Raw genomic sequence first — 26145 nt, forward strand, 5'->3', positions numbered from 1 at the left:
TCCGTCGAGGGGTCGTCATGAAGGGGAACCGATCAGCATGGCTTTGGGGCGAATGCTTACCGGGAATTCTCGCCGCTAGGTAAGCAGGATGACCAGCACCATTCCCCAGACGGTCAAAAGCGTGTTGCCGACCGCATAGGTCACCGTATAGCCGAGGCCAGGAATTTGGCTCTTGGCGCGATCATTGATCATGCCGAGCGAGGCTGTTGTGGTGCGCGCACCGGAGCACGCACCCAGCACGATCGCATCGTCGAACCGAAACAGATATTTTCCCACATACATCGCCAGTATCAGCGGCACCGTTGTGACGGCGACGCCCCAGAGAAACAGGCTGAATCCGAGCTGTTGCAGCCCAGCTACAAAGCCTGGTCCGGACGAAAGGCCGACCACGGCGATGAACACATTCAGGCCGACCGAGTTCATGAACCAGACAGTGGACGACGGAATCCGACCGAAGGTCGGACGCACCGAACGCAGCCATCCGAAGAACAGACCAGCGATCAATACGCCGCCCGAGGTCGAGAGCGTAAGCGGCACGCTACCGACCTTGTAGACTAGCGCACCGAGCAGCGCTCCAATCGTGATCGCTCCGCCGATGAATGCGACGTCCGCGACGTCGGTGGCGCGGTCCGGATAACCCAACATCCTGGTCCCGACCGCCACGTCTTGGGTGCGCCCGACCAGGGTAACGATATCGCCCCGCTGCAACTGCGTGTCCGCCAAAATCGGGATGTTGGTCGCGGTTGCGCCACGAACGATCCTGCGCAGGAACACGCCCCGCGCTCCCGGCTGATTTGACAATTGAGCCAGCGTCTTTCCATCGACCTCCTTGTCGGTCACATAGACATCGACGCCTTCGATCGGCACCGCCAGCAGTTCGCGATCGTCGACCTCATCCGCAGTCGAGCCAATCAAATTCACCAGGACATCGCGCCGGCCAGCCACCGCCAAGATGTCTCCGGCGCGGATCACGGTGTCTCCCGCAGCATCCAAAATCTTCCCGTCCCGCCGAATGCTCTGGACAAACACGCGCTGGTCGGGAATCAGCGCCTCGGCCTCTCGTGTCGTCTTGCCGACAACCGGCCCACGTTCCTTTACGCGAAATGCCCGCAAATCGAACTGGTGCCAGGCCGTGCCAGGACCGCCGGCTTCCTTCTTGCCGCCATGCTTTTCCTCATACCGCTTGCACGCCGCCTCAAGGTCGATGCCAAGGAGCGCCGGACCAATCAGCGCCAGAACAATGGCGGATCCGATGGTTCCGAAAATATACGTGACCGCGTAGGCCACCGGCATTGCATCCAATGTTTTCTTGGCTTCCTCGGGCGGCAGACCAAGGCGGTTGATCGCATCGGTCGCCAGGCCCATTGACGCGGAGATCGTCTGCGATCCGGCATAGAGCCCCGCAGCGGAGCCGACGCTATAACCCGCCAATTTCGCGCCCAGATAAGCCGCCGCGAGACAGAAAAAACACACGACGACGGCAAACAGTGCCTGCGGAATCCCGTCCTGCGCGATGCCGCGCACGAATTGTGGTCCGACGCCGTAACCGATGGCGAACAGGAACATCAGGAAAAAGGTCGGCTTGAGCGGACCGCCTATCTTGATATCAAGCTGTCCGATGATGACCGCCGCAATCAGTGTTGCGGTCACCGCTCCAAGACCAAGGCCCTTGTAGGTAAACGAGCCGAAGTAGTACCCGAGGGCCAGGGACAGGAAGATGGCGATCTCCGGGTAGCTGCGAAGCGTCTGCACGAACCAATCGATCACGATGTCATCCTCCCCAGTGGCGGCGCGCTATTCGGCAGCGGCCTTGATCCCATGTGTCCGCGAACGGTTGTCGCGGAGCTTTGTCAACGCCTCTGGACGCACGAGCTTCAAGCCCTGCACATTGTTGTAACCGTGGATCTCCTTCACATCGAGCTTGCGCATGAAGTCGATCGCCCCTTGGGTGATAACCTGTCCGGGCACCATGATCGGGAAGCCGGGCGGATAGGGAATGACGAAGTTCGCCGAGACGAGATCCGGACCGTTCTTGAGCCGGCGATCGATTTCGGGATCGTTCAGGCGGAGATATTCGCAACCCGCAGCGTCGTAGGCGGCGAAGAACCCGCTGCGAATATCGCCTTCATTGGTCTTGTCGCCGGCATCGCCGCGGAAACCATCGTGGAAGTGCGAGAAGTTCGGCAGGTCCGGGACATCGGTCATCAGGCTCTTCACCCGCGCATCGAATATCTTGATGGCGTTTGGGCCGCCTTGGGCAAGATCTCGCTCTATCTCGCTGGATATCTCGGCGAGCACCCGGATCAGTTGAGCCACGTCGCTGCGGGTGTTGTTGATGTTGGACTGGATCAGCACGGAATTGCGCGAAGTTTTGTTGACCTGGATTCCGTAGCGGTTGGCAAGAAGGCCCTTGAACTGGGTGCCATCGAAACCGGCCCTGCCGCACACCAGCGTGAGACGAGTCGGATCGAGGAAGAATTCATCTTCCTTCAGGCTCTTCAGGATCTGTCCCCAGTCGACGCCGGACGCCAGGAAATCGGTGAAACCGCTCGCGCGATATTCCGCCGGCACCATCTTGTCGGCGCCGAGCACGCTGAAATATTTCGAAATTAGCGGGTTGGCCGCCACGGCCCTGCGGATCGCAAAGGCGATTTCGATCGCGTTAGCAACAAGTCCGTATCCTTCCAGTTCCATCTGCCGGCGCGCGACATCGAGACTGGCGATGAGCTGCTGGTTCGGACTGGTCGAGGCATGGGTGAAGACCGCCTCCTTGAATTGCGCCTCCACGGTGTGGAAGTCGACGTCCTTGACGATCAACATCGAACCCTGCCGGATCGCCGACATCGATTTGTGGGTGGAGTTGGTCTGGTAGACGCGGAGTCGAATTTGACGCGGATCGGGCAGCAGTCTTGTATTCAGCAAGGTCTCGTCGGACGGATTGTCGCCGAGCGAAGCACGATGCTTTTCATAGATCTCGATCGATTTGGGATCGTGCATCCACGCCTCGATGTCGTTGGCGGCGCCCATTCCCGTGCGCGGACGCAGGAACGGCGAAAAGCGCGCGAAGGCGAACCAGGCTTCATCCCACAGGAAGATCAAGTCCGGCTTGATCGCGAAGCATTCCTCCATGACCCGGCGCGTGTTGTAGACATGGCCGTCGAAGGTGCAATTGGTCAGATCAAGCATCTTGACGCGGTCAAGCCGGCCCTCGGACCTGAGGTTCAAAAGCGCTTGCTTGATGGTTTTGAGGGGGACCGCACCGTACATCGAATATTCCGTCATCGGGAATGCCTCGACGTAGAGCGGCTGCGCGCCTGACAACACCATGCCATAGTGGTGCGACTTATGGCAGTTGCGGTCGACAATTGCGATGTCGCCCGGCGCAAGCAGCGCCTGCACCGCCATCTTGTTCGAGGTAGAGGTCCCGTTGGTGACGAAGAAGACCCGGTCGCCGCCGAACGCGCGCGCAGCCTTGTCCTGCGCCTTCTTGATATTGCCGGTAGGCTCGAGAAGACTGTCGAGACCGCCCGTCGTGGCGCTGCTTTCCGCGAGGAAAAGATTCGGGCCGTAGAACTCGCCCATGTCGCGAATCCAATCGGACCTGAACACGGATTTGCCGCGCGCGATCGGCAGCGCGTGGAAGGTGCCGATCGGCCGTTGGGCATATTTCTTGAGATTGTCGAAGAACGGAGTCTCGTAACGATCCTGCACACCCTCGAGAATTGCCAGATGCAATTCGAGAAGCTCTTCCACGGAGTAGAAAATGCGGCGGACGACGTCGGCCTCGGAGTTACCGGCCAGCTCCTCCACATTCTGGTTCGAGACAAGGTAGATGTCGAGTTCCGGGCGTATCCGTTTCAGCGTCTTCGCCAGCGCGAGCGCCGAGTCGCCTGTGTCCTTCCGATCCATCGACGCGGTCAGCGAACGCAGGATCGGCGCATCATGACGCGATCGCTGCGTAAATCCTTCATTGATGATGACAGCAGCCAGGTCCGGATTGAGCATGGCGCCGCAGAACGCGTCTTCAAAATTGCCCACAAAGACCGGCTCATAGACAAAAGCATCGGACGGACGGCGCAGCTTTCGCCATTCCGCACCAAGATTAGGCCAGCTCGTGGCGGGAAGCCCGGTAACGATCAAGGTCTCGAAATAAGGTCGGCGCGGGGCGGTGTCGCCAAACCCCGGCGGCAGCAAATCGGGCATTTCAATTTCGGCATCCTCATGCACGTCCCAATCGCCGGCATGCTGGCGGAATGAACGTGTCTGCAGCGATTGCGTGATACGCATTACCAGCGCCAGGACGGCAGCGGCGTCGCCGGCCGAGGCGCGCTCCTTGAGCACCGCCATCACGCGCGGGCCGGGATAAGCATGATATTCTTCCGTGATTGCAAGTTGCGAGAGCCGCTGTTCGAATTTGGCGCGGTCGCCTGATCCGCTTGTCCATCCCTTCGCTGCCTCGACCAACCCGCGCCATTCATCGGCGCGCGCGCCGGGACCGGAGAAAAACTGATCGATCCGGCGTTCCTCAACCTTGTTCGTCGCCATGGGCCTCTCCTCGAAGTGCCACAACCCTGCCGACGAACAGACGGCTGCGACTACGGTGGAGTCTTGATCCAAATCAAGCCCGGCGGGGCAACGAACTTCGCAACTAGTGCTTTAGATCGGACCCGCCTTGTTCGCAGCGCAGCAGAACAATCACCAGCAGCAGCACGGGAATGACGAGGCTGTAGGCCCGCGTCGCTTCCGTCACAAATGCACCGATCGCGGCGCCGGCGCCAAAAGCGGCGCACATCGCGCCGAATACATAGGGCCGGTGAAAGGGCTTTGCCTCGCGGTTGCCCACATAAGCCAAAGCCGCGAACAGACCTTCGATGGTCTGACGCAAATTGCTGGTGGCCATCACTGAATTATAGGCCAATCCCTCGACCCGCGGAAAACTCACCGTCTGGAACGCTGCGACAAGGGAGATGCCGAGTGTACCCGCGACCTCGGGAAGCCGGTTGTGCAGAATGGCGACAATGAACAGGCAGACGATCTCGATCAGGATGCTGGTCCGCGCTGCCTGCTGTGGTGCGAACCAACGCAGCCAGCAAGCCAGGATCACGCCGGCCATAAAGGCCAGGAGCGGGAAGATAAAGCGATCGGCCTCCTTCCAATCCCCGCTCGTCACGTACACCCAGAGAAACACCAGATTGGCGGTCTGTGCATTGGCGAAGACGCGGTGAACGATCCAGGTATAGGCCTCGAGATAGCCGCCCGTCAGCGCCAGCAGGCACGCGATCAGCAACGCCTCTTCGCGGGGAAAAGAAGCTTCGTCGGCTGGCTGCGCAGACACGTCGATGTCCGTTCGATGATAGCGACTGGGATAGCGACTGGAAGAGTTGTCTGCGACACGCCATCCCGCCGGCGGTCGAGCGGCCTTGATCTGAATCAACGTTGCCGGATTTTGACGCGCTCAGACCTGCGTGGGAACGGTAGTGGCAGGGGACCTTCGCGATGGGCACGTTACGATGGATCATCGCCACCGCGCCGGAAATATTCCTTCTTATGTCGGTTGCGATCGGGACCGTGATCGGCCGCATCAGGTTCAAGGGATTTGCGCTGGGAGTGACGGCTTGCATCCTGATCGTCGCGGTCGTGCTCGGGCAACTCGGGACCTTCGTCATTCCGCCGTTGTTCCGGTCGATCTTTTTCAGCCTGTTCGTGTTTACGATCGGCTACCGGTCCGGGCCTGAGTTCTTTGCCTCGTTGAGCCTCAGAACGCTCGCGCAGGCGGGCGTCGCAGCCGTCGTCAGCGTGACGGGACTTGCGATCGTACTCTGTTTTGCCTTTCTGTTTCACCTCGATGCCGGCACCGCAGCCGGACTCGCCGCCGGCGGGCTGACCCAATCCTCCCTGATCGGCACCGCATCGGGCGCGTTGGCGCAGCTTGACCTGAGCGATGATGCGCTGCGCCAGCAGCAAGCCAATGTCGCGGCCGGCTATGCCGTGACCTACATCCTCGGTTACATCCTGACCCTGCTCTTCGTCCCGTTTGTGGCGCCCCGGTTGATGGGCATCGACCTCAAGAGCGAAGCAAAAAAGCTCGAGGCTTCGCTCTCGGGCACCGACGCTCCCAGGACCGGCAGCCTCACTTACCGAAAATTCAATGCCCGGGCGTATCGCGTGGAAGAAGCTGCCGGCACGACCGTCGGTACGATCGAGGATCGGATTGGCAGCCGCGTCGTGATCGAGCGCATCGTCAGGAGCGGCAGTTTGATTGAGCCGGATCGTCAGGTCACGCTCGCACGGGGCGACGAGATCGCGCTCGCCGGACCGAGCGCCGCGATTATTTCCGCCGGCGCGCATATCGGGCCCGAAATCGACGGCGGCCAAATCCTGCACGATGTGACGGGCGAAGTGCTCGACGTGATGGTCGACACCAAGGGCCTGCATGGGCGCAGCATCCGGGAAATCGCCGAGCGTGTCGGGGATGACGCCCGTGGTGTGTTTCTGCGCGACCTGAAGCGGCGGGGACAGGAGGTTCCACTGACGCCGGAAACGCGGGTCTATCTCGGCGACATCATGACGCTGGTGGGCTCTGTCGGTGACGTCGAACGGGCCGCTACCAGGATCGGACAGGTGTTGCGCTACAGCGAACGCAGCGATATCGCCTTTCTGACGGCCGGCATCGCGGTGGGCCTGCTGGCCGGTCTGATCAGCTTCAAGGCTGGATCCTTTGCGATCACGCTCGGCGGCGCCGGCGGCGCGCTGATCGCGGGACTGGTTTGCGGTTGGCTCCGCACGCGTCAGCCAATGGCCGGATCCTTTCCGCCGGCGGCGCAACAAACCCTCAGCGATCTCGGACTCGGCGGCTTCATTGCCGCGATCGGCCTTGTGAACGGGCCGGCCGCGCTCGCAGCCATCCAGGCCCACGGCCTGCTGCTGCTCGGCATGGGCGTGGTCGTCACGCTCGCTCCGCTCATCGTCGCAACGATCTTCGCCTATCATGTGCTGAAGTTGAATCCGGTCATCGTCTGCGGCGCATTGGCCGGCGCCATGACCGTTGACGCCGCGGTGACCGGAGCTTGCGAAGTCGCCGAAAGCCAGACCCCCGTGCTGGGCGTCGCCGTACCCTATGCCGTCGGCAATGTGCTGTTGACCATGCTGGGACCCGTGATCGTCACATTGACTCTGGTACGATGATTGGTTCCACGGCGTTGCCCGGATTTTCGACCGCCGGCGGCTTGATCTGGATCAACGGACCCGCCCTCTCCGCGCGAAAGCTTCCCGCTCGATCCGTCCGCGCTCCGCGGACTTAAGGTAGCGGCGGCCGTCATGTTTCGATCCCTCTGCTTTTCTCTGGCATTGATCATCACGGTTGCTGCGCCCGAAGTCTGTCGAAGCGCCGACAACCAAACACTGCTTCGTATCCAGGAAGAGGTCTGGGCATTGCCTCTTACGCTTCCAACCGTTGCCTATGTGGTTCGTCCGGTCGGCACCGGACCGTTCCCGCTGGCCGTGATGAATCACGGCGTAGCCCTCAACCCGACCGATCGCCGCTTCTTCCCGCTGGTCGAGTTTCGGGACGCAGCAATGTGGTTTGCGCAGCGAGGTTACATGGTGGTGGCGCCGAGCGGCGGGTATGGCGCAGCCGCGCTCAATATTCCCGAACAGGGTCTGTTTTCCGTGTTCTATTCGAAAATCGGCAAGTGCGAGAACCCGAATTTCAGGGACGCCGGGATGGCGGCGGCCGCGGTCGACAAGTGGATCATCGATTATCTGACCGATCAAAAGCTCGCCGTTCCCGATAGCGCAATCGTCATCGGCCAGTCGGCAGGCGGCTGGGCTGCGATTGCGCTATCGAGCCAGAACCTTCCCTCGGTAAAGGCGATCATCACTTTTGCGGCGGGGCGCGGCGGCCGGGTCGGCGGCAAGCCGAACAACAATTGCGCGCCTGACAAGCTTGTTCAGGCAACCGCCGAATTCGGACGCACCGCTCGCGTTCCAATGCTCTGGATCTACATCGAGAACGACAGCTATTTCGGGCCGGATCTGTCGAAGCGGATGTTTGCCGCCTACACCGGCGCGGGCGGCCGTGCCGAATATCACCTGATGCCGCCGTTCGGCAATGAGGGACATATCTTCATCGATTCCCCCGACAGCATTGCGCAATGGTCACCCTTGGTCAGTCAGTTCCTCGACAAGCACCGCTAGTGGAGACAGATAATGAGTGATCGTTGCGCCCCCCTGGTCCCGTCCCGGATCGCCGCGCTGGCGGCGCTGTCGTTGCTGCTGTCACCGCACGTCGCAACCTCCGTCCTTGCACAGCAACGCGTTGAACCCGGCGCGGCTGCGGACGGCAAATCGGCAATCGCGCCGCATGGCGAACGCAAGGCCGTGCGCGAGATCAAGTATGGCGACTGGCAGAAATTCTGCTTCGACACGCCTGGGAGCAATAATACAGTGTGCCGCACCTCGATCGCCGGCACGTGGGATACCGGACAATCAGCAGTGCGCGCCGATCTGATCGAGCGCGAAGGCGAAGCCAAGGCGCGGCTGCAACTCTTTCTGCCCGTCGGCCTCTATTTGCCCGCCGGCGTAAAGCTGACGGTGGATCGGGGCAAGCCATACCAGCTCCCCTATGTCTGGTGCATGACGAATACCTGCATCGCCGGCAGTGTCGCCGACCCGCAACTGGTCCAGGACATGGAGAGTGGAGAGAAGCTCACGCTTGAAATCGTCGATTCCAGCGTGCAGACCCTCAGCACCTCGCTGCCGCTCAATCAGTTTGCGACTGTTCGCAAGGCCGCGCCAGCCCGGACATTTCAGCAAGACCTCGACGAATGACGTGTCCTAGACGCGGCCGGCGGAAACCCGCGCGATCGGCTCGATCAGCGAGTTCGCAACGAAGGGCTTGGTGAGATAGGCGAGGCATCCGGCTGCCATCGCCGCCGTGCGCGTCTTGGGGTTATCGTTGCCCGTGATGAAAATCACGGGAAGCGACATGCCGGCCACCTTCAGGCGATCACACACCCTGATCCCGGAGTCGTCGCCAAGATTGATATCAAGAACGACGCAAATTGCCTGCTCGAAATTGTCATGTTTTTGAAAGGCCTCGGCCGACGGGAACAGCACACTGTCATAGCCGTTGGCGCTCAACAGCCGCTTGACGCTCCTGAGTATGCCAGGATCGTCATCAACCACGAACACCGTTTTCTGTTTCGACAAGGTTGCTGGTCCTGCGCTGCCGATCGAAGTCACCGGAACTGGCCGCCGCGCATAAAGGCCGCAAGGCCGCCAGAGGTTCCAAAATTTTCGAGGTGGCCCATCGCCTGGAATAGCTCTTACACTTAAGTAGGCCAAAACAGGCTGAATTCCAATTGTCCTAAAGGACAACGGGCCTTATCCCAAGGGGATATTGCCGCTCCCTTCGAATGGAGCCGATCTAGCTCGAACGGCTATCGCTCGCGTCCGCCACCATGCCGAGCCGCTCGGCAATCGAGACCAGTTCGGCCAGAGTCTGCACCTTCATCTTTTCCATGACCCGGTGGCGGTGCGCCTTGATGGTACGCTCCGTCGCCCCCAACTGGTGTCCAATCTGCTTGTTGATCTTGCCCTGCACGACCAGATCGAAGACCTGATACTCTCGTGGTGTCAGGGTCGCCAGCAATTCACGGAAGCCATCCAGTTTATCCTTCAGTCTGCGCGAAGATTCGTGACGCGTGATCGCCTTGCCGATCGCGCGGAGAAGTTCTTCCGAAGAAATCGGCTTGGTCAGAAAATCCTCTGCGCCGGCCTTGATTGTACGCACCGTGGTTGGCACATCGGCATGGCCGGTTAGAAAGATGATAGGCAGCGTCGAGCCGAGTTCGGTCAAACGTTCCTGCAAATCAGGACCGTTCAATCCGGGGATTTTGACATCGAGAAGAATGCAGCCGACCTGGCGCTCGTCAGGCATATGATCCAGCAACTGCTGCGCCGATCGGTAAGGCTCGACCTCGTAACCGGCAATTTTCAGACGGCGCTCGATCGCGCTCCGAAACGACGCATCGTCATCGACGACATGAACGATACCCGGCCCGCCCGTCGCTGCTCCCACTTGCTTCAAGCCTCCTGTTGGCTGGCCGCAAATATCATTACGAGCGTGTATCGGCGAAAATGTGGACGCGATAACGCACGGGGGCAATCCGCCCCATTGTCGCACCGACCGTCGCAGGGCGCTACCCCCTCCTGACACCCGCCAGCGCCGTTGCCAGATCAGTACCGCACAGGTCTGAAATCAGTCGATTTGACCCACTTTGCGAGCATTTTATGAAAATCTTGCTCGACGAAATCCGCCGCAACCATTGCTGTGGATGCTAGTATTGGTTCCGGCCGTGCAGGGCTTTCCAGATCGCCGGTGCTCGTCCCGCTCAGTCGGCCCGACACAGAAGACCACGGCGTGGGAAGTACGGCGCCATACCAGCCGTCCCGCGCGGGCATTGTCCTAAGGGACAATGCCCTTCTAGCCAATAGCCCGCGATGCAGGCGCCGCCGTATGAATGGTCCCGGACGATGAGCCATTATAGTTCGGACGATTAAGGTCAAGACAGTTACGCATCCGGCAAAGAGTGATTCAAACGGGGATGTGATCCATGTTTGTCAATCTCAATGGCAACCGCGTCCATAAGACAAGATTTCTCGGTGAGCTTGGCAACCTGCCCCAATCCGAACTCGTCTTGAACGAATTCAAATATCGTCGTGGCTCCGAGATTTTTGGCGAGTCGGAACCCGCCGAATACGTCTATCAAGTCGCGGACGGAGCGGTGCGAAGTTACAAGCTCCTCTCCGACGGACGCCGGCAAATTGGCGCATTCCACCTGCCGGGTGATATTTTCGGGCTTGAGAACGGTGGCGTCCACCGCTTCACCGCAGAAGCAATCGTCAACACCACAGTGCGCCTGGTGAAGCGCGTCAGCCTGGCGCATGTCGCGGAGCAGGATGTGACGGTAGCTCACGACCTGCTCAACATGACGGCCATCAACCTGCAGCACGCCGAGGATCACATGCTGCTGCTGGGACGCAAAACGTCGCTCGAACGCGTGGCGGCGTTTCTCCTGGAAATGGACCGGCGTCTGACGGCCGCGGGCGTCATGGCACTGCCGATGTGCCGTCGCGACATCGCCGACTATCTCGGGCTCACGCTGGAAACGGTATCCCGCGCGCTGTCTGTGCTGCATGACAAGGGCATATTGGGATTCCTCGGCCAAACCCAGCGGCAAATCGTCCTGCTGGACCGGCCCAAGCTCGCGGAGCTCGATCTCTAGCTCAAGCGCGGACGAATTGAACGGTGCGTCCCCGAAGATCTCTTCGCGGACCTCGAAGACCAGCGCGGGCGACCAGCCGAACAACAGGACGCTGTTCATCGCCGCCATCGGCGCTCCCCTTGACCCAAATCAAAGCTCACCTTTCCGCAGGCCGAAGACTGCGGCAGGCCCAAGACTGCCGAAAGCTCAACACTGCCGCAAGCTCAAGCCTGCCGCCGACGTGCAAGCACACCGGAGCCCGCCATGAAAGCCGTTTCCGCCGAGGAAGCCGTCGCGATGATTCCCAATGGCGCGACCGTGATGGTCGGCGGTTTCATGGGCGTCGGCACGCCAGAGCGGCTGCTCGACGAACTGGTACGTCAAAGGAAGAGCCATCTCTCCATCATCGCCAACGACGCCGCCGTTCCTGGCAGGGGCCTCGGCAAGCTGTTCGATGCGGAGCTCGTATCGACGATTATGGCAAGCCACATCGGACTGAACCCCAAGGTGCAGCAGCAGATGATGGCCAAGACGATCGAAGTCACCCTGATGCCGCAGGGGACGCTGGTGGAACGAATTCGCTGCGGCGGTTGCGGCCTCGGCGGGGTGCTGACGCCGACCGGAGCCGGCACGATCGTCGAAGAAGGAAAGCAGCAGATCGAGATCGACGGCAAGCATTTCCTGCTGGAGACCGCGTTGCGTTCCCAATTTGCGCTGGTGCACGCCTTCCTGGCCGATTATCTCGGCAACCTCTCCTACGCCCTCACCGCGCGCAACTTCAATCCGGTCATGGCCATGGCGGCCGACACCGTCATCGTCACCGCGGAGCACATCGTTCCTGTCGGAGTGATCTCCCCCGACCACGTCGTGACCCCGGCCCCACTCGTCGATTATCTCGTTACCAATGGGTGAAGCCATGGATCCCCAAACCATTATCGCGAAACGCGTCGCCCAGGAGCTTCGTGCGGGGAACCTGGTCAATCTCGGCATCGGGATTCCTACTCTGGTCGCGAACTATGTGCCGCCTGGACTCAATGTATTCTTTCAATCGGAGAACGGCCTGATCGGCACCGGGCCAATCCCGGAACAGGGCATGGCGCATCCCCTGCTGACCGATGCGGGCGGCCGGCCGATCAGTGCGCTGCCGGGCGCCTCGACCTTCGACAGCGCGATGTCGTTCGCCCTGATCCGCGGCGGCCATGTCGACGTCACGGTGCTCGGCGGACTGCAGGTCGACGCCAGTGGACATCTCGCCAATTGGATGATCCCCGGCAAGATGGTGCCAGGCATGGGCGGAGCGATGGACCTCGCGAGCGGCGCCAAGCGCGTCATCGTCGCAATGCAGCACGCCGCAAAGGGCAAGTCGAAAATCGTCCAGAAGTGCGGACTGCCTCTGACCTCGGCGCGGCCGGTCGATCTCGTCGTCACCGACATGGCGGTGATGGGTTTTGACGGCGGCAAGATCACGCTGATTGAAACCGCGCCCGGCGTCAGCGTGGCGGAAGTGATGGCGGTGACCGAAGCCGAACTCGCGGTTCCGGACAAGGTCCCCGAAATGAAGATTTGACGTCGGTCCGGAGGGTCGCAACCATGCGGGTATTCAACGGCTTTGACGAGATCAAATCGGCTGTCGGCGCCGAAGTGGGTACCAGTGACTGGATCGAGATCACACAGGATCGCATCAACAAATTTGCCGAAGCGACCTGCGACGAACAATGGATTCACGTCGATCAGGACCGCGCGAAACAGGAATTGCCCGGCGGCCAAACAATCGCCCACGGGCTGCTCTCGCTCAGCCTCGCGCCCATGTTCTTGCGCTCGGTCATGGGCCTCAAGGGGCTGAAGACCACGCTGAACTATGGTGCCGATCGCATCCGCTATCTTGCGCCGGTGCCGGCGGGATCACGATTGCGCGGCCGCACCACCATTGCCGAAGTCGAAGACGTGCCGCCCGAGGGCCTGCGGGTCAATTACCACCTTGTGATTGAAATCGAAGGCGGCAAGCGCCCTGTCTGTGTCGCAGAGCTGATCGCGCTGCACTTGCGCTGAGCAATTCGAGCATCAATCGATGATGTGATAGCCACCATCAATGTACATCACGCTGCCGGTGATGAGCTTGGCGCCGTCAAGGGCGAGGAACGCGGTCGCCGCACCCACATCTTCGATGCTGACGAGGCTTCGCGCCGGCGCTTTGGATTGCGCCTTGTCCATCAATTCATCGAACTCGGGAATTCCGGACGCCGCGCGGGTCGCCAGCGGCCCCGGCGAGATCGCGTGAACCCGGATGCCCTTCGGTCCGACTTCGGCGGCGATGTAGCGCACGGCAGCTTCCAGCGCCGCCTTGGCGACACCCATCACGTTATAATTCTGCACGACCATCTGACTGCCGTAATAGGTCATCGTGAACATGGTGCCGCCGCGCTTCATCAAAGGTTCGGCAAGATGCGCCATCCGCATGAAGGACCAGCAGGACACATCCATCGTTTTCAGAAACCCGTCGCGCGGAACATCGATAACGCGGCCATGCAACGCTTCCTTCGGCGAAAACGCGATCGAATGCAGCAGGAAATCGAGCTGGCCCCACTCCTTCTTGATGTGGTCGAATACCTGTTCCATCTGCCCTTCGAGCATGACGTCGAGCGGCAGGAAGATCGGCGCCTCGAGTTCCTTCGCGAGGGGCTCGACGTGCTTCTTTGCACGGTCGTTCAGATAGGTCACAGCGAGCTCCGCTCCCAGCGCGCGAAAGGCCTTGGCGCAACCCCACGCGATCGATTGATCGTTGGCGATGCCCACGATCAGGCCCTTGCGGCCCTTGAGAGCGACTTTGGTCTCTGGAAATACCGGGATGTTCATGACGCTCTCTCTTTTGCCTGGGTGGACCGGCGCCCGCTCCACAGCAGCGACAGCGTGTGCTGCGCGATCATCAGTTCTTCATCGGTCGGCACGACATACACCGGCGTCGTACCCGGCCGCGATATCAGGAGCGCGTGCCGCCCGTTCTCCATCGGATCGAGCACAACCCCGAGCCATCCGAGCCGCTCGGCAATGCGCGCACGGATGCTGACAGAATTCTCGCCGATGCCGGCAGTGAAGACCAAAGCGTCCAAACCTTGCAGCGCAGCCGCCAGCATCCCGACCTGGAGCGCTGCCCGGTAAATGAAATATTCGACGGCGAAGGCCGCGCTCGGGTCCGGGCTCGCCTGCAGCTCCCGCATGTCATTGCTAACCCCCGAGAGGCCCTTCAGCCCGCAATCGCGGTAAAGGAAGTTCTGCGCCTCCGCAGGCGACATTCCCTTGACCAAAATCAGATAGAGAATCACGCCCGGATCGATCTGTCCCGCCCTCGTCCCCATCGGCAGTCCGTCAAGGGCCGTAAATCCCATTGTGCTTTCGATGCTGCGTCCACCGTGGATGGCGCACATCGACGCCCCACTGCCGAGGTGAGCGACGATCACGCGGCCCGTTGCGATCTCGGGCGCTACCCTGGGAAGCGCTTTGGCGATGTACTCATACGACAATCCGTGAAAGCCATAGCGCCGCACACCTTCTTCGTGCAGCCGTCGCGGGATCGCATAGAAATCGGCAAGGTCGTCATGATCGCGGTGAAAAGCGGTATCAAAGCAGGCAACCTGCGGAAGGTTGGGCAGATTTGCCAGCAGCGACCGCATAGGCGCCAGATTATAGGGCTGATGCAGCGGGGCCAGCGCCGTATAGCGCTCCAGGCGGGTCACAACGCCGTGGTCGATCAGCACCGGCCGGTCATAATCGGGGCCGCCGTGAACCACCCTGTGTCCGACCGCCAACGGAGTGATTTGCATCTCGTCCCGTAGCCACGCGGCACCCACTTGCAGCGCTTCCGAGACGTCGGGAATGCTCTCGATGGGATATGCCCGGTCCGCCAGCGCTTGCCCCGCGGCGTCGGTCGCGCGCAATCGGGGGCGACTGCCGATGCCGTCCATTTGGCCCTTGATCTGCCGGCGCAACCGCCCATCGCCATCGACCGCGAAGACCTGAAACTTGACGCTCGAGGAACCTGCGTTGACGACGAGGATCGTATCCATAGCGGTTACGCCGCCGCTGCCGCACGCCGGCGCCGCGCGTCGGCATAGAGCGCCGCGACCGCGCAGGAAGCCATGCGGGCCCGCGGCGAATCCGCGCGCGAAGTCAGCACGATCGGAACGCGCGCGCCGAGCACGATGCCGGCGCCATCGGCTTTGGCGAAGTAGGCGAGGTTCTTCGCCAGCATGTTGCCCGACTCGAGATCAGGCACCACCAGAATCTGGGCACGGCCCGCGACTTCCGACTTGATTCCCTTGATCCTCGCCGCCTCGATGTCGACCGCGTTGTCGAATGCGAGCGGGCCGTCGAGCAGTCCTCCGGTGATCTGGCCGCGATCCGCCATCTTGCAGAGCGCCGCGGCCTCGATCGTGGATGGAATCTTCGAGGTAACGGTCTCGACCGCGGACAGGATCGCAACCCTTGGCAGCGCGCCGAATCCGGTCTGGGTGAACAGGTCGATCGCATTTTGGATGATGTCGCGCTTACAATCGAGATCCGGGAAAATATTGATCGCGGCATCGGTGACGAACACCGTTTCCGCATACGCCGGCACATCCATCACGAATACATGGCTGATGCGCCGCTCCGTGCGCAATCCCGGCTTTGCGGTCACGCTTCGCATCAGTTCATCGGTGTGAAGGCTTCCCTTCATCAGCATTTCGCCTTTGGATTCATGGATCAGTTCGACGGCTCTCGCGGCTGCCGCCTCGCTGTGGGGTGCGTCAACGACTTCATAGTTGCTGATGTCAATGCCGTGCCGGGATGCGGTATCCCTGATCTTCGACACCGGGCCGACCAGGATCGGCTTGATCAACCCCGCTTTTGCAGCATCGACTGCGCCGCGCAGCGAGCTCTCATCGCAGGGATGAACCACCAAGGTCACAGCCGGCGGAATCGCCTTGGCCGCCGCGATCAGTCGGTCGTATTTGCTGGATGTCTGATCCGCTGCTGCTTTCGCCGGTTGCACGCTCATCGATAGACTCCTGTCGCAGATAAACGTCACGACGCTTTCGATTGAACACTTCCATCCGCATCCTGCATTCCCTCTGCAACTCCGAAGAGCTTCGCGACGCGGGCCAATCGCGTCGCCGTGTCGCCGGATATCTCCCCGGAAGCCGACAGCACGTTGCGAATGGCAGCAAACGCCGCGCGGCGCGCTTCGATTCCGTGCGGCAGCATTTTCGGGATGGCCGCGAGGCTTGCGTCCTCGTCGAGGTTCAACATGAAGAACTGCTCACGTACCAGGGCCTTGAACTGGGATAAGGTCAGCCACGCTTCCACATCGTCCTTTCGCATCCTGCGCAGCGCCTCGAGGCTCCGCTCGTCGACCATGCCCCGGGTCATGCCCACATAAAGCAGGGCACGGATGCCGCACTCCCTGAGACCGCCGCTTCCGATTCTGGATCTCAGCTCCGCGATACGCGTATCCAGAAGTTTACGGTGATCCGCGGACATTTCCGGACGCGGCGACGGATCGGCATTCGGATCGATGCCTACAGCCGCTTGCAGCGCGGGCGAACCATAGATGGCGAGGAAGAGCGATTCACTCAGCGTCTCCTGCGTGTCCCGCCATTTGTCGAGGACGTCCACGATGCTCTTGGAAACGGTTTCCTGGGCTTTAACGAACGGATTGTCCTTTGCCGCAGGCTGGCGGTTCTCGCGCGCCTTCTCCGCGGTCCGGGCCAGCGCCCCGGAAAACGCATTGTCGCCGCCGAAGGCTTCATATCCAACGCGCAGGGGATGCAAGTTCCGCATCCACTCCGCCACCTGTGGCGTCACCATGGCGCGAATCCAGGGTTGGACGAAGGTCCGGTAGTTGGAAAGATTGATTTCCGACACGCGCTTGGCGGTCGCAAAACGCCGCTCGTCCTCAACCGTGTTGCCGCCCATCGCGCGGAGATCGTCGAGCGTGCGCCGCTCGCAGCGCATGACCCAGGCGCCACCGACGAGATCCGCTTGAGTGGTATCGCCGGTTTTCGCCTCAAAGGTCGCTTCATAGAGGCCGGGAGGCAGCACATCGATCAGATCGATATTGCTCGAAAACTCGGCGTGCTCCTTCCTGGCGACGCCGCCGGAAACAAAAATGCCGAGATGGCCGACGGTCTCATGGACCGTGTAGACGATCGTCTGCCCGTAATACCTGATCTCGTCGACGTCGCGGTAAAGATCGAGAATCCAGCCAAGCGCCTGCTGCGGCGGCGTGATGTTATCGCCTTTGGAACAGAATACCACGATCGGCGAGCGTATCTTGCGCAGATCGACGACCTCGCCGTCGGCGGTCTTGATCCGCCCGGCCGCAAGATTGTTGCCGACAAACAGCTCATCGACGATAAACTGGATTTCCTCTGCGTTGAGGTTGACGTGCCCGCCCCACCAGCGCTCGAATTCGAGATAGCGCTCGGCTTCAGTATCGACCTTCGAATAGACATTGTACTGCTTGGTCCACAACGTATTCGACGGATTCGCTTTTTCGAAATTCTGCACCAGCCAGGCGCCATCGAACTTGCCACCGCCGAGATCGCTGGTCATCGCGGTCAGCCAGCTTCCGCCCAGCAGGCCGCCCGAATAGCGCATCGGGTTCATGCCGCGCACACCCGCCCAATATGACAAGGGCGCACCGGCGATGATGATCGGCCCGAACAATTCGGGTCGAAGTGACGCGAGAATCATAACAGCCCAACCGGCCTGACAATTGCCGATCACGCAGGGCTTGCCGTCGGCGCCCGGATGCAGCGCGATGACTTTTTCCAGAAATGTACCCTCGGCGTACGCGATATCCCCGATGGTCTGTCCCGGCATCGGTTCGGGCATGAAGCCGATGAAGTAGCAGGGATGTCCGGCCTTCATGGCGACGCCGATCTCGCTGTCGGCCTTGAAGCCGCCGATGCCGGGACCATGGCCGGCACGCGGGTCGATCACGACGAACGGGCGCCGGCCGGGATCGATCGCAACCCCGCTGGGCGGCGTGACACGGACGAGTGCGTAGTTCACCCGCCGCTTCAGGTTTCTTCCATCGGCGACCAGCTCCACGGAATAATCGAGAACATGAGGCACGGTTTCGGCGAGATGTTCACGATACTGTTCCCCCCGCTTGCGCATAACGTCCAGGAACAAGACACTGCGCTGCCCCGTATCCACCAGATATTCGAAGGCGGATGCAAAAAATCCCGGCATTGCGCGCCCACCGAGGGCCGGCTTGTCCATCGACATGATGTTCCATCCTTGCAGCCAGGCACGATAAGGAGGCCTGCGCGGCGGCGCGGACTTTGATCTAGGTCAAGGGTGCTTTGCTCAGATTTTCGGCGCTTGATCGGGCTTTCTCGGCTGTCGCTTCGCCAGGCGAATTGGCATCGAGGCGATCCTCGCCGATCCACGCCATCATCAACTCCCAGGCTACCGCCAGGATGACGGGCCCGATGAACAGACCGACAATTCCATGGGCCAACGTTCCGCCAAGCACGCCGATGAAGATGACCAATACCGGTGTCGAGAGGCCACGCCCCATCAACAGCGGCTTGAGCGCATTGTCGGAAAGGCCGACCAACACGAGGAAGATCGTGATCAGCACAGCGGTGCCAACGTCCTTGGCCGTCCAGATCCAGATGATGACTGGAAGCAGGATCGGCAACGATCCGATCTGCACAATGCCGAGCACCAGGATGCCGAATGCGAGCGCCCCGGCGTTGGGAACCCCTGCGATCTTCAATACAATTCCAGCCAGCATAGCCTGAAGTGCCGCGATGCCGATCACGCCCTGGAGCACGGTGCGGATGGTGGCGCCGGCCAGCGCCACGAAACTTTCGCTTCGCTCAGGGACGATACGCGCGAGCGCACGTTTGCTCGCCGCGACAAGGCGCGGCCCATATGGAAACAGGAAGCCTGAAATCACAACTGAGGCGAGAAATTTGAGCGTTCCAGTACCGGCGCTGCCCGCGATCGCAAGAACAGGACCCGCCAGCGGCTTCAGATGAGGCGCGAGTTCACGAAGGGCTGCTTCCAGATTTACCGACGCCATTTTCCAGAATTTAAAAAGCGTCGCGCCGATAACTGGCCAGTCGTTGACGGCGTCGGGCGGCGCGGGGATCGTGAGATCTCCCGACGTCAGTTGATCGGAAATGTTGCGCAGCCCCTCGACGAGACCGAGACCAAGCCACGCGGCCGGTCCAAGAAACACTGCCAGGACAACAAGGGTAACGGCGACCGCAGCGACGCCGGGCCGATGCCCGAGGCGCTCCGATAGCCAGTTGTACGCGGGATAGAGCGCGACGGCGAGTACCGCGCTCCAAACCAGGATCGAGATGAATGGACGCAGCAGAATGAACGACCAGAGGATAAGCAGAGCGAGCAGCGCGAGGCGAATGGCGATCTGGATCACCTCTTCGCCTGTTCTGTCTTGTTCGCCTGTTTGGTCTTGCCTTGCTCCCGAGGGAGCTTCGCCGACGTCCATATGTCTCCCCATCGGTCGACAGCGGTCTTCTACATTTCCTTATTGGCACGCCCGTCCCCGCAGGCTTGATCCAGATCAATTAGCCGATAGCGCCGGGCGTTTCATCTCACATGCCATCAGAGGCCGCATGATCCGTGCCGCGACGGATGAGAGAGACGATGAAATTTGGCAGCTACTCGGCCCTGGAGCATCTGCGCGACGGGCGCCCGATTGAAATCCGCGCCCTGCAGCTCGCGGATGAGGCCGATATGCTCGCTGCCATCGATCGCATCGGCCCGGAGTCGCGGCAGCGCCGCTTTTTTGTGACCAAACGCGGCTTCTCCGAGCAGGAGAAGGCCTTCTTCATGAAGATCGATTTCGTCGATCACGTCGCCCTGGTGGTCCAAATCGAGGAAGACAAGCGGCCGGTCATCATCGGTGGCGCGAGGTATGTGGTGGTCAAGCCCGGTCAGGCCGAGGTGGCCTTCATGGTGATCGACGCCTATCAAGGCCAGGGGATCGGAGCGATCCTCACCCGGCATCTCGCGGGTCTGGCACGTGCGGCGGGGTTGAAGGAGCTGATAGCGGAGGTCTTGCCGCAGAACACCGCGATGCTCAAGGTGCTCACCAAGTTCGGCTTCCGGCCGGGTCGCCGTACCGATCCGCAGGTGGCGCATTTGATCCTGCCCCTGCTGTAGCGGACGGCGTCATCGCAAGCCAAGCAGCGAGCGGCGATAGTAACCGCGGCGCGCTTCCTTGAGGCACACATAGCTGCCTGCGGAGCCACCACCGTAGAGCTTTTGATTCCTGAGATAGTATTTGCTCTTTTTAAAATCGAGCCAGACCACGACGTCATCGGGACAGTGCCGCTGCGCCTGGTCCTCATACCTGAACAGGGCAAGAAGGGCCGAAGCGCCGGTCGCGCTCAACAGGATGATCAGGGCCGCCGCGGTGCCCACGGCCTGTTTACGGCACGACAAGATGAACGCTCCCATCACGCTACCCTTTCAGGAATCGAGAAGCTGGAAAAACAGGACGGCGACAGCTTGACCTGGATCAAGCCCAAACCGGAGTCGCGACGATGGAATGCGGACAAGCATCAATTCGACAGTTCGACAAGCGGCAGGCTGATGCGAAATGTGGCGCCGCGTCCAGCCAGGTTTTCCGCGACTATCCGCCCGCCATGGGCGTCGACAATGGTGCGCGCGATCGACAGCCCCATGCCCATGCCATGGGGCTTTGTCGTGAAAAACGGCTCGAACACCTCCTTCAGCTTATCGGCGGGAATGCCAGGACCGGCGTCCGAGATGAAGATATCGGCAGAGTCGCCATCACGCGCGGTCAAGACCCTGACTTTGCGTTCGGCACTCGGCATGCCCGACATCGCATCCATCGCATTGACGATCAGATTCAGGATGACTTGCTGAAGTTGAATGAAATCGCCATTGACGGGAAGCGGTGTCGGCGCGATCAAACTGATCATCTCGACTTCCCGCGCAATCGACAGCGCCGAAAGAAATCGCACGGTCTCGCGTACAACGTCGTTGAGATCAATTTGCCTGGGCTCAAATGGCGCCTTCTTCAGCAGGCTCCGTAACCGGACAATCACGTCGCTGGCGCGCTGGTCGTCACGGCGAATGTCGGCAAGGATTTCCCCGATTTCATGCAGGTCGGGGACCGGAGATTTGATCATCATCTCCGCTGTTTCGACGTTGGCCAGCATGGCTCCGAGCGGCTGGTTGATCTCGTGTGCGATGGTCGCGGTAAGTTCGCCGGCCATGGAAAAACGGTTCATGTGAGCCAATTCCGCCGAGCGTTGCCGCGACACGAGCTCCGCATTGAAGCGCCGCCGACGCTCGAACAACAGACTGGAAATCAGAACGCTTTGCAACAATAGCACCGCGCATACCACCAGAATTTGCGTGCGGTATTTCTGCCAGGCAGTTGGCTCGCGAAAATAGACTTCGCTATCGGACGGAAGACCGCTTTCGCCAATCCCCCAGCGCCGCAGTTCACGCCAGTCATAGATTGGCTTCGCAAAGCCCACCGGTTGAATTGTGATGCTATCCGGCTTTTCTCCGTCGAGCATGCGTACGGCAGCGGTGCCCGCTTGTTTGCTCAACATACGCGCCGACAGCATCGGCCCGCCGACAATTTCCTGGCCGAAGAACGAATCATCGTGCGTGAAAATCGGCGCATTCGCCGTGGCATAGAGATTTTTCAGAGCCCGATCGCCTTCATATGCAACGCCGGCCGCATCGACAAGCATGGTGTGCCAGAAGATCGCTGAGTGCGATGGAAGATGAGCTGTTTGCTTCAGCATGTCCTGGAATGAAAGATTGTCATACCATCTGATATCGATCCGGCCTTCCAAAGGCCGCAGATCCTGCTGAATTTCGTTCCGCCAGAACAATTCATTGGGCGAGTTGCCGTTGACCACGGCCACGATCTTTGTATCTGGCGATATCCGCAAGAAACTCTCGAAAAGAAAGCGGAAGTCGTGTTTGACGACAACCAGGACATCGTTTTGCGAGATACCGGAGTATTGGAGCCGGCGTTGATCGATTGCCGTAAGCAGGGCCGGCGCTTTCGGAAACAGATGCTCTCTGTGCCGCCGCAGGAATGCAGCGGCGGGTGCGCCGATGGCGATAATCAGGTCCGGGACACGCTCGGCATAAAGCGCGTTTAGATATCGAACGAAAGGTGGCTCCGGGTTGGAGTCGCCCGAGCGGGCACTTTCAAGCGAGTGCTCACCCACGTCCAGCGGCCAAGGAGACTGCCTGTCCAGTTCCGTCCGTATTTGTTTGGCATATTCGTTCCACGGTCTAAATTCTCGACCGACCGAATGAAGGATCAATACCGTCTTGTGCTCGGTCGCATGCAGGCTTCCCGAATGCGACAGACAAGCGACAACGCAAACGGTCGCTAGCCATCGTGGCAATCCAGTACATCCGCGCATTACTGCTCCCGGATCCCGAACTCGCGAAAATCCACGATACTGCCGGCGGGCAGCAGATCCTCCGAACCGAACGAGTGCAACAGGAACACGCCTCGGATCTGCCGCCGCAGGTGCAATCGCGGCAAGCACGATGAGCGTAAGCCAACCCTTTATCGCCCGCGCCATGATTCATGGTCCGCAAGCAGCGGCCTCTGCCAGAGCAGCGGTAGTTTGGCACGGTCAAGCGGCGACGGCAACTTGGCGTCGGAAAGCGGCCCGGCAATTCACGAAGCGCCGGGTACCTGGCTCTCGTAGTTGCGGGTAACGTTCGCGCGCAAAATACGATCGCGAACGATCGACGGGCGCACCATTGTCCCTGCGTACAATAGGAATGGATTTTCCCAGCGTATAGGACAGTTGATTGCTGACTTGTGCAACCTAGAAGTGGGGACGTTGTCATGAGGGTAAAATCGTTTTTGATGGGTTTCGCAGCACTCGGCCTGTCGACGCCGGTCTTTGCCGCGGACCTGCCGGCCCGTCCGGTAAAGGCACCCGTTGTCGTGGAGCGAGTCTACGATTGGACAGGCTTGTATATCGGCGCAAATGGTGGCTGGGGTGAAAGCCGCAACTGTTGGAGTTTCACATCGGCCGCGGGCGCATTTCCTGACGGATGCAGTTCCAAATCGGGAGGCGTTTTCGGCGGCCAGCTCGGCTATCGCTGGCAAATGGGCCAATTTGTATTCGGCGCAGAGGGCCAGGGTGATTGGGCATCACTGCGGGCGTCGCGAACGAGCCTGATCAACGCTGCCTTTTCCGAGACCACAAAGCTTGACGCATTTGGTCTCTTCACGGGACAAATCGGCTGGGCCTGGAATGCGGCCCTCATTTATCTGAAGGGGGGCGCGGCGGTTACCGACAATCGTTACGACATCTTCACGACTGTTGGCGGTGTCGGTGCGGCCTCGGCTACCGCAACGCGGTGGGGTGGCGCGGTGGGCGTCGGATTTGAATACGGCTTTACGCCCAATTGGAGTGTTGGCATCGAGTACGATCGGCTCTTTATGGGCGACGCCAATAATTCCTTCTCTGTAGCCAATCCGATCGTGGCTGGCGCTGCCAACCGCGTCGGCCAGGACGTCGATCTGGTATTGTTCCGACTCAACTATCGATTTGGTGGCCCGGTCGTCGCGGGATACTGAGGATTGATCACAACCGGGAAAGTTCCGGCCTCCACACCCGGATTTTCCCGACCGACGGGATTCGGAACCCATCTCGACCCTGAAATTGGGAGGCTGCGGTCGGCCGATCGCGCCTGGCCCTATTGCGAGGCCGTCGTTGATCTAGGTCAACAATCCCGCCGGGATCGGCCTCATTCTTATCGAATGATCACAATCCCCGAATTGACAGCGCAAGCCCTGGGATCATTTCTGGCTTCGGAGACCAAGGGCAGGTTCGGCTCGTCGAACGCCGAGCTGGCCGATCTGCTGCCCTATGCTGCAAGGCTCTCCCTGGATTGCATCGGCAACAGCGATGCCCTGTACCACAATGTCGAGCACACGATGCTTGTGACTCTGGCCGGGCACGACATTCTGATTGGTCGTGCGTTGTTGCGGCCCACAACGGCGGGCGACTACGCCAATTTCATTCTGGCATGCCTCGTTCACGATATCGGGTATGTTCGCGGAATCGTCCAAGGCGACGAGGAAGATTGCTTCGTTGCCGATGTCAATGGCCGTATGGTCCGTCTGCCGCGAGGCGCATCCGACGCTGCGCTGGCGCCCTACCACGTCGACCGTTCCAAATTGTTCGCGCTGGAACGCCTCGACACAGTCGAATACCTCGATGCCAGCCGGATCGCCAGAGCGATCGAATATACCCGCGTTCCCTACGCACCGCCTCAGTCGAACGACGATCTTCACGATGAGGAAGGTTTGCTGCTGCGCGCCGCCGATCTTGTCGGTCAACTCGGCGATCCCAATTATATCAGGAAATCAAACGCTCTTTTCCATGAATTCGAGGAGATCGGACTTAACAAGACAATGGGCTATGAGACACCGGCGGACGTCGTTTATAAATTCCCGCAGTTCTACTGGGCCAACGTCGCGCCGCAGATTGGCATGGCCATACGCTATCTCAACGTTACCTCAAGCGGACGCCAATGGATCGCCAATCTCTATGGCAACGTCTTTCGAGCCGAACGTGACGTGAATCTGTCGGGGCCGCAGAGGTAAGACGCCGACCAATTCGATGTCCGCTTCCCACGCTCCCGACGTGCAGGCATCAGCGCGCATTATTGGGCCGCGTTGGGACAAATGCGTCGTCTTGAGCATTCTGGCCGCAGCGTCCATTGCGCCAGACGAAACCGGCCGGGCAGACGCGACTCGCAGGTGGCGCGGCGCGATAGAACTGACATCGGCCATGCGGGTCGCGATGCAAACCCGCGCCGCATCCGCCTGCGGCGTTTGCGTCATGCCCTGCGAGCAGGGAAAGAAGAAAGAGCGCAGTAGCAACAGGCCCAAGTTTCGTCATGGGAATCTCCGCGATCGGTACCCGACAAGTAATTCTGAATAACGACCGCTGCTCGCGTTGATTTGTGTCAACGATTGTTGGAAGCGTCATCCTCGCGGGAGACTGACCGGCTTGTCGATGCGATAGAAAAAGAGCACGGCATGGACGATGTTATCTTCCTCCATCCGGCGATACTGGCGCGCAAGCAACAACTGTATCCTGGGCTCCTTCGCATCCAGGGATCACAGTTGAGACTTCTGGACGCTTGAACGCACCATTGGAATTGGGGGAGCAAGCCTGCCCCCCACCGCGTTCAAGGAGTATGGGAAAGATGGTAGCGAGAGAGGGACTCGAACCCCCGACCCCAGGATTATGATTCCCGTGCTCTAACCAGCTGAGCTACCTCGCCACAGGTCCCCGGCGCGGTTTGGATACCGCGGTCGCGAACGCGCGGCATATAAGAAGCCGGTCCGGGTCGTGTCAAGCAAACCCGGCCGCGCTTCGAGTTATCCGGCAAGTATCTGGAAAACGCCGTTATTTCGGCCGGATACTGGGGTCGCCGCCGGGGCTGCCGGGCGGCGGAATCACCGGGGTGTTGCCGGCATCGGGGGTGGGCGCGCGGATTTCCGGGTCGACGCCCGAAGGCGGGCACAGCACGCCGTCGGATTTCGCCAATTTGTCGCCGAGCGGCTCGGCCCGCTGCCCTGTCGTGGTGCCCTCCGGGGCCGCGGTGCCTTGAGACGGCACAGGCTGCATCGGTGCGCAGCGGACGGCAGGCGCGGGTGTTGCGGTTTCGGCCGCCGGCGTTGCCGGAGTGGGAGGCGCCTGCGCGATGGCCAGACTGGGTGCTGTGATCAGCAAACACGATATAAAGAGTGCGGATTTCATCATGCCGGGAAAACGGCCTGATCGCGCGGAGGTTCCCCGCGCCGGCGGCAGTTTCAGGC

At 60.6% G+C, this 26145-nt stretch carries 23 protein-coding genes and 1 tRNA gene; 10 read left to right on the forward strand and 14 right to left on the reverse strand.

Features of this window, described 5'->3' with window-relative positions; all coding sequences use genetic code 11:
* Positions 1-75: 75 nt before the first annotated feature.
* The 3 genes from aspT to HB676_RS12465 form a co-directional block, all read right to left on the reverse strand.
* Positions 76-1767 (reverse strand): aspartate-alanine antiporter, encoded by a 1692-nt coding sequence (gene aspT / locus HB676_RS12455; protein WP_213738089.1) that lies wholly within the window; start codon positions 1765-1767, stop codon positions 76-78.
* A 27-nt stretch (positions 1768-1794) separates the two neighbouring features.
* Positions 1795-4545, reverse strand: a complete 2751-nt coding sequence (locus tag HB676_RS12460) for a decarboxylase (RefSeq protein WP_213738090.1) — start codon at positions 4543-4545, stop codon at positions 1795-1797.
* 103 nt (positions 4546-4648) lie between these two features.
* Positions 4649-5335 (reverse strand): DUF1275 family protein, encoded by a 687-nt coding sequence (locus HB676_RS12465; protein WP_213738091.1) that lies wholly within the window; start codon positions 5333-5335, stop codon positions 4649-4651.
* Positions 5336-5496: 161 nt separating this feature from the next.
* On the opposite strand from HB676_RS12465, the gene HB676_RS12470 reads away from it, so the two are divergent.
* From HB676_RS12470 to HB676_RS12480, 3 genes are all read left to right on the forward strand, one after another.
* Positions 5497-7185: a transporter gene (locus tag HB676_RS12470; protein WP_213738092.1), complete on the forward strand. Its 1689-nt coding sequence runs from the start codon at positions 5497-5499 to the stop codon at positions 7183-7185.
* 132 nt (positions 7186-7317) lie between these two features.
* On the forward strand, positions 7318-8196 hold the full coding sequence (locus HB676_RS12475; protein ID WP_213738093.1) for a dienelactone hydrolase: 879 nt from the start codon (positions 7318-7320) through the stop codon (positions 8194-8196).
* 12 nt (positions 8197-8208) lie between these two features.
* Entirely contained in the window at positions 8209-8829 is a 621-nt protein-coding gene (locus HB676_RS12480; protein WP_213738094.1) for an invasion associated locus B family protein, read from the forward strand.
* A gap of 6 nt (positions 8830-8835) precedes the next feature.
* Here the strand turns inward: HB676_RS12480 and HB676_RS12485 are convergent, their stop codons facing one another.
* Together HB676_RS12485 and HB676_RS12490 are read right to left on the reverse strand one after the other, a co-directional pair.
* Positions 8836-9210 carry a response regulator gene (locus tag HB676_RS12485; RefSeq protein WP_213738095.1) on the reverse strand — a complete coding sequence of 125 codons (375 nt, stop codon included), beginning with the start codon at positions 9208-9210 and terminating at the stop codon, positions 8836-8838.
* A 217-nt stretch (positions 9211-9427) separates the two neighbouring features.
* Complete coding sequence (locus HB676_RS12490) at positions 9428-10081, reverse strand: response regulator (RefSeq protein ID WP_346347325.1); 654 nt, start codon at positions 10079-10081, stop codon at positions 9428-9430.
* A gap of 535 nt (positions 10082-10616) precedes the next feature.
* On the opposite strand from HB676_RS12490, the gene HB676_RS12495 reads away from it, so the two are divergent.
* From HB676_RS12495 to HB676_RS12510, 4 genes are all read left to right on the forward strand, one after another.
* Positions 10617-11288 carry a helix-turn-helix domain-containing protein gene (locus tag HB676_RS12495; protein WP_213738097.1) on the forward strand — a complete coding sequence of 224 codons (672 nt, stop codon included), beginning with the start codon at positions 10617-10619 and terminating at the stop codon, positions 11286-11288.
* A 243-nt stretch (positions 11289-11531) separates the two neighbouring features.
* Complete coding sequence (locus tag HB676_RS12500) at positions 11532-12179, forward strand: CoA transferase subunit A (RefSeq protein WP_213738098.1); 648 nt, start codon at positions 11532-11534, stop codon at positions 12177-12179.
* A gap of 4 nt (positions 12180-12183) precedes the next feature.
* Positions 12184-12834, forward strand: a complete 651-nt coding sequence (locus HB676_RS12505) for a 3-oxoacid CoA-transferase subunit B (RefSeq protein WP_213738099.1) — start codon at positions 12184-12186, stop codon at positions 12832-12834.
* Between the two features lie 23 nt (positions 12835-12857).
* On the forward strand, positions 12858-13316 hold the full coding sequence (locus HB676_RS12510; RefSeq protein ID WP_213738100.1) for a MaoC family dehydratase: 459 nt from the start codon (positions 12858-12860) through the stop codon (positions 13314-13316).
* Between the two features lie 12 nt (positions 13317-13328).
* On the opposite strand, the gene fabI is transcribed toward HB676_RS12510, so the two are convergent.
* From fabI to HB676_RS12535, 5 genes are all read right to left on the reverse strand, one after another.
* Positions 13329-14120, reverse strand: coding sequence for an enoyl-ACP reductase FabI (gene fabI, locus HB676_RS12515; RefSeq protein ID WP_213738101.1), 792 nt, complete (start codon positions 14118-14120; stop codon positions 13329-13331).
* A complete protein-coding gene (locus tag HB676_RS12520; protein ID WP_213738102.1) occupies positions 14117-15328 on the reverse strand; it encodes an acetate/propionate family kinase in 1212 nt (403 codons plus the stop codon). The genes fabI and HB676_RS12520 overlap by 4 nt, the downstream gene beginning before the upstream one ends.
* Positions 15329-15333: 5 nt before the next feature.
* Entirely contained in the window at positions 15334-16299 is a 966-nt protein-coding gene (locus HB676_RS12525) for a phosphate acetyltransferase (RefSeq protein ID WP_213738103.1), read from the reverse strand.
* A 26-nt stretch (positions 16300-16325) separates the two neighbouring features.
* On the reverse strand, positions 16326-18536 hold the full coding sequence (locus tag HB676_RS12530) for a DUF3141 domain-containing protein (RefSeq protein ID WP_213738104.1): 2211 nt from the start codon (positions 18534-18536) through the stop codon (positions 16326-16328).
* A gap of 61 nt (positions 18537-18597) precedes the next feature.
* Complete coding sequence (locus HB676_RS12535) at positions 18598-19701, reverse strand: AI-2E family transporter (protein WP_346347326.1); 1104 nt, start codon at positions 19699-19701, stop codon at positions 18598-18600.
* Between the two features lie 230 nt (positions 19702-19931).
* Here HB676_RS12535 and HB676_RS12540 point away from each other — a divergent pair, with 230 nt between their 5' ends.
* Positions 19932-20450, forward strand: a complete 519-nt coding sequence (locus HB676_RS12540) for a GNAT family N-acetyltransferase (protein WP_249780204.1) — start codon at positions 19932-19934, stop codon at positions 20448-20450.
* A 9-nt stretch (positions 20451-20459) separates the two neighbouring features.
* Here HB676_RS12540 and HB676_RS12545 read toward each other — a convergent pair whose 3' ends face one another.
* Both HB676_RS12545 and HB676_RS12550 read right to left on the reverse strand, forming a co-directional pair.
* Positions 20460-20732 (reverse strand): hypothetical protein, encoded by a 273-nt coding sequence (locus HB676_RS12545; protein ID WP_249780205.1) that lies wholly within the window; start codon positions 20730-20732, stop codon positions 20460-20462.
* 119 nt (positions 20733-20851) lie between these two features.
* Positions 20852-22876 (reverse strand): HAMP domain-containing sensor histidine kinase, encoded by a 2025-nt coding sequence (locus HB676_RS12550; protein WP_249780206.1) that lies wholly within the window; start codon positions 22874-22876, stop codon positions 20852-20854.
* A 374-nt stretch (positions 22877-23250) separates the two neighbouring features.
* On the opposite strand from HB676_RS12550, the gene HB676_RS12555 reads away from it, so the two are divergent.
* Complete coding sequence (locus HB676_RS12555; RefSeq protein WP_346347327.1) at positions 23251-23889, forward strand: outer membrane beta-barrel protein; 639 nt, start codon at positions 23251-23253, stop codon at positions 23887-23889.
* Between the two features lie 183 nt (positions 23890-24072).
* Positions 24073-24921, forward strand: a complete 849-nt coding sequence (locus HB676_RS12560; RefSeq protein WP_213738108.1) for a metal-dependent phosphohydrolase — start codon at positions 24073-24075, stop codon at positions 24919-24921.
* Between the two features lie 609 nt (positions 24922-25530).
* Here the strand turns inward: HB676_RS12560 and HB676_RS12565 are convergent.
* Positions 25531-25607 (reverse strand) — tRNA-Met (locus HB676_RS12565).
* A 125-nt stretch (positions 25608-25732) separates the two neighbouring features.
* Positions 25733-26086: a hypothetical protein gene (locus HB676_RS12570; protein ID WP_213738260.1), complete on the reverse strand. Its 354-nt coding sequence runs from the start codon at positions 26084-26086 to the stop codon at positions 25733-25735.
* Positions 26087-26145: the final 59 nt, after the last annotated feature.

This window comes from Bradyrhizobium sp. dw_411, from assembly GCF_018449695.1.
In the GTDB taxonomy this organism is placed as follows: Bacteria; Pseudomonadota; Alphaproteobacteria; order Rhizobiales; family Xanthobacteraceae; genus Bradyrhizobium.

Coding starts and splice junctions, on each gene's coding strand:
- HB676_RS12460 (WP_213738090.1), bottom strand. CDS start 4,545: ATGGCGACGAACAAGGTTGAGGAACGCCGGATCGATCAGTTTTTCTCC.
- HB676_RS12470 (WP_213738092.1), top strand. CDS start 5,497: ATGGGCACGTTACGATGGATCATCGCCACCGCGCCGGAAATATTCCTT.
- HB676_RS12475 (WP_213738093.1), top strand. CDS start 7,318: ATGTTTCGATCCCTCTGCTTTTCTCTGGCATTGATCATCACGGTTGCT.
- HB676_RS12480 (WP_213738094.1), top strand. CDS start 8,209: ATGAGTGATCGTTGCGCCCCCCTGGTCCCGTCCCGGATCGCCGCGCTG.
- HB676_RS12495 (WP_213738097.1), top strand. CDS start 10,617: ATGTTTGTCAATCTCAATGGCAACCGCGTCCATAAGACAAGATTTCTC.
- HB676_RS12500 (WP_213738098.1), top strand. CDS start 11,532: ATGAAAGCCGTTTCCGCCGAGGAAGCCGTCGCGATGATTCCCAATGGC.
- HB676_RS12505 (WP_213738099.1), top strand. CDS start 12,184: ATGGATCCCCAAACCATTATCGCGAAACGCGTCGCCCAGGAGCTTCGT.
- HB676_RS12510 (WP_213738100.1), top strand. CDS start 12,858: ATGCGGGTATTCAACGGCTTTGACGAGATCAAATCGGCTGTCGGCGCC.
- fabI (WP_213738101.1), bottom strand. CDS start 14,120: ATGAACATCCCGGTATTTCCAGAGACCAAAGTCGCTCTCAAGGGCCGC.
- HB676_RS12520 (WP_213738102.1), bottom strand. CDS start 15,328: ATGGATACGATCCTCGTCGTCAACGCAGGTTCCTCGAGCGTCAAGTTT.
- HB676_RS12525 (WP_213738103.1), bottom strand. CDS start 16,299: ATGAGCGTGCAACCGGCGAAAGCAGCAGCGGATCAGACATCCAGCAAA.
- HB676_RS12530 (WP_213738104.1), bottom strand. CDS start 18,536: ATGTCGATGGACAAGCCGGCCCTCGGTGGGCGCGCAATGCCGGGATTT.
- HB676_RS12540 (WP_249780204.1), top strand. CDS start 19,932: ATGAAATTTGGCAGCTACTCGGCCCTGGAGCATCTGCGCGACGGGCGC.
- HB676_RS12550 (WP_249780206.1), bottom strand. CDS start 22,876: ATGGCGCGGGCGATAAAGGGTTGGCTTACGCTCATCGTGCTTGCCGCG.
- HB676_RS12560 (WP_213738108.1), top strand. CDS start 24,073: ATGATCACAATCCCCGAATTGACAGCGCAAGCCCTGGGATCATTTCTG.
- HB676_RS12570 (WP_213738260.1), bottom strand. CDS start 26,086: ATGAAATCCGCACTCTTTATATCGTGTTTGCTGATCACAGCACCCAGT.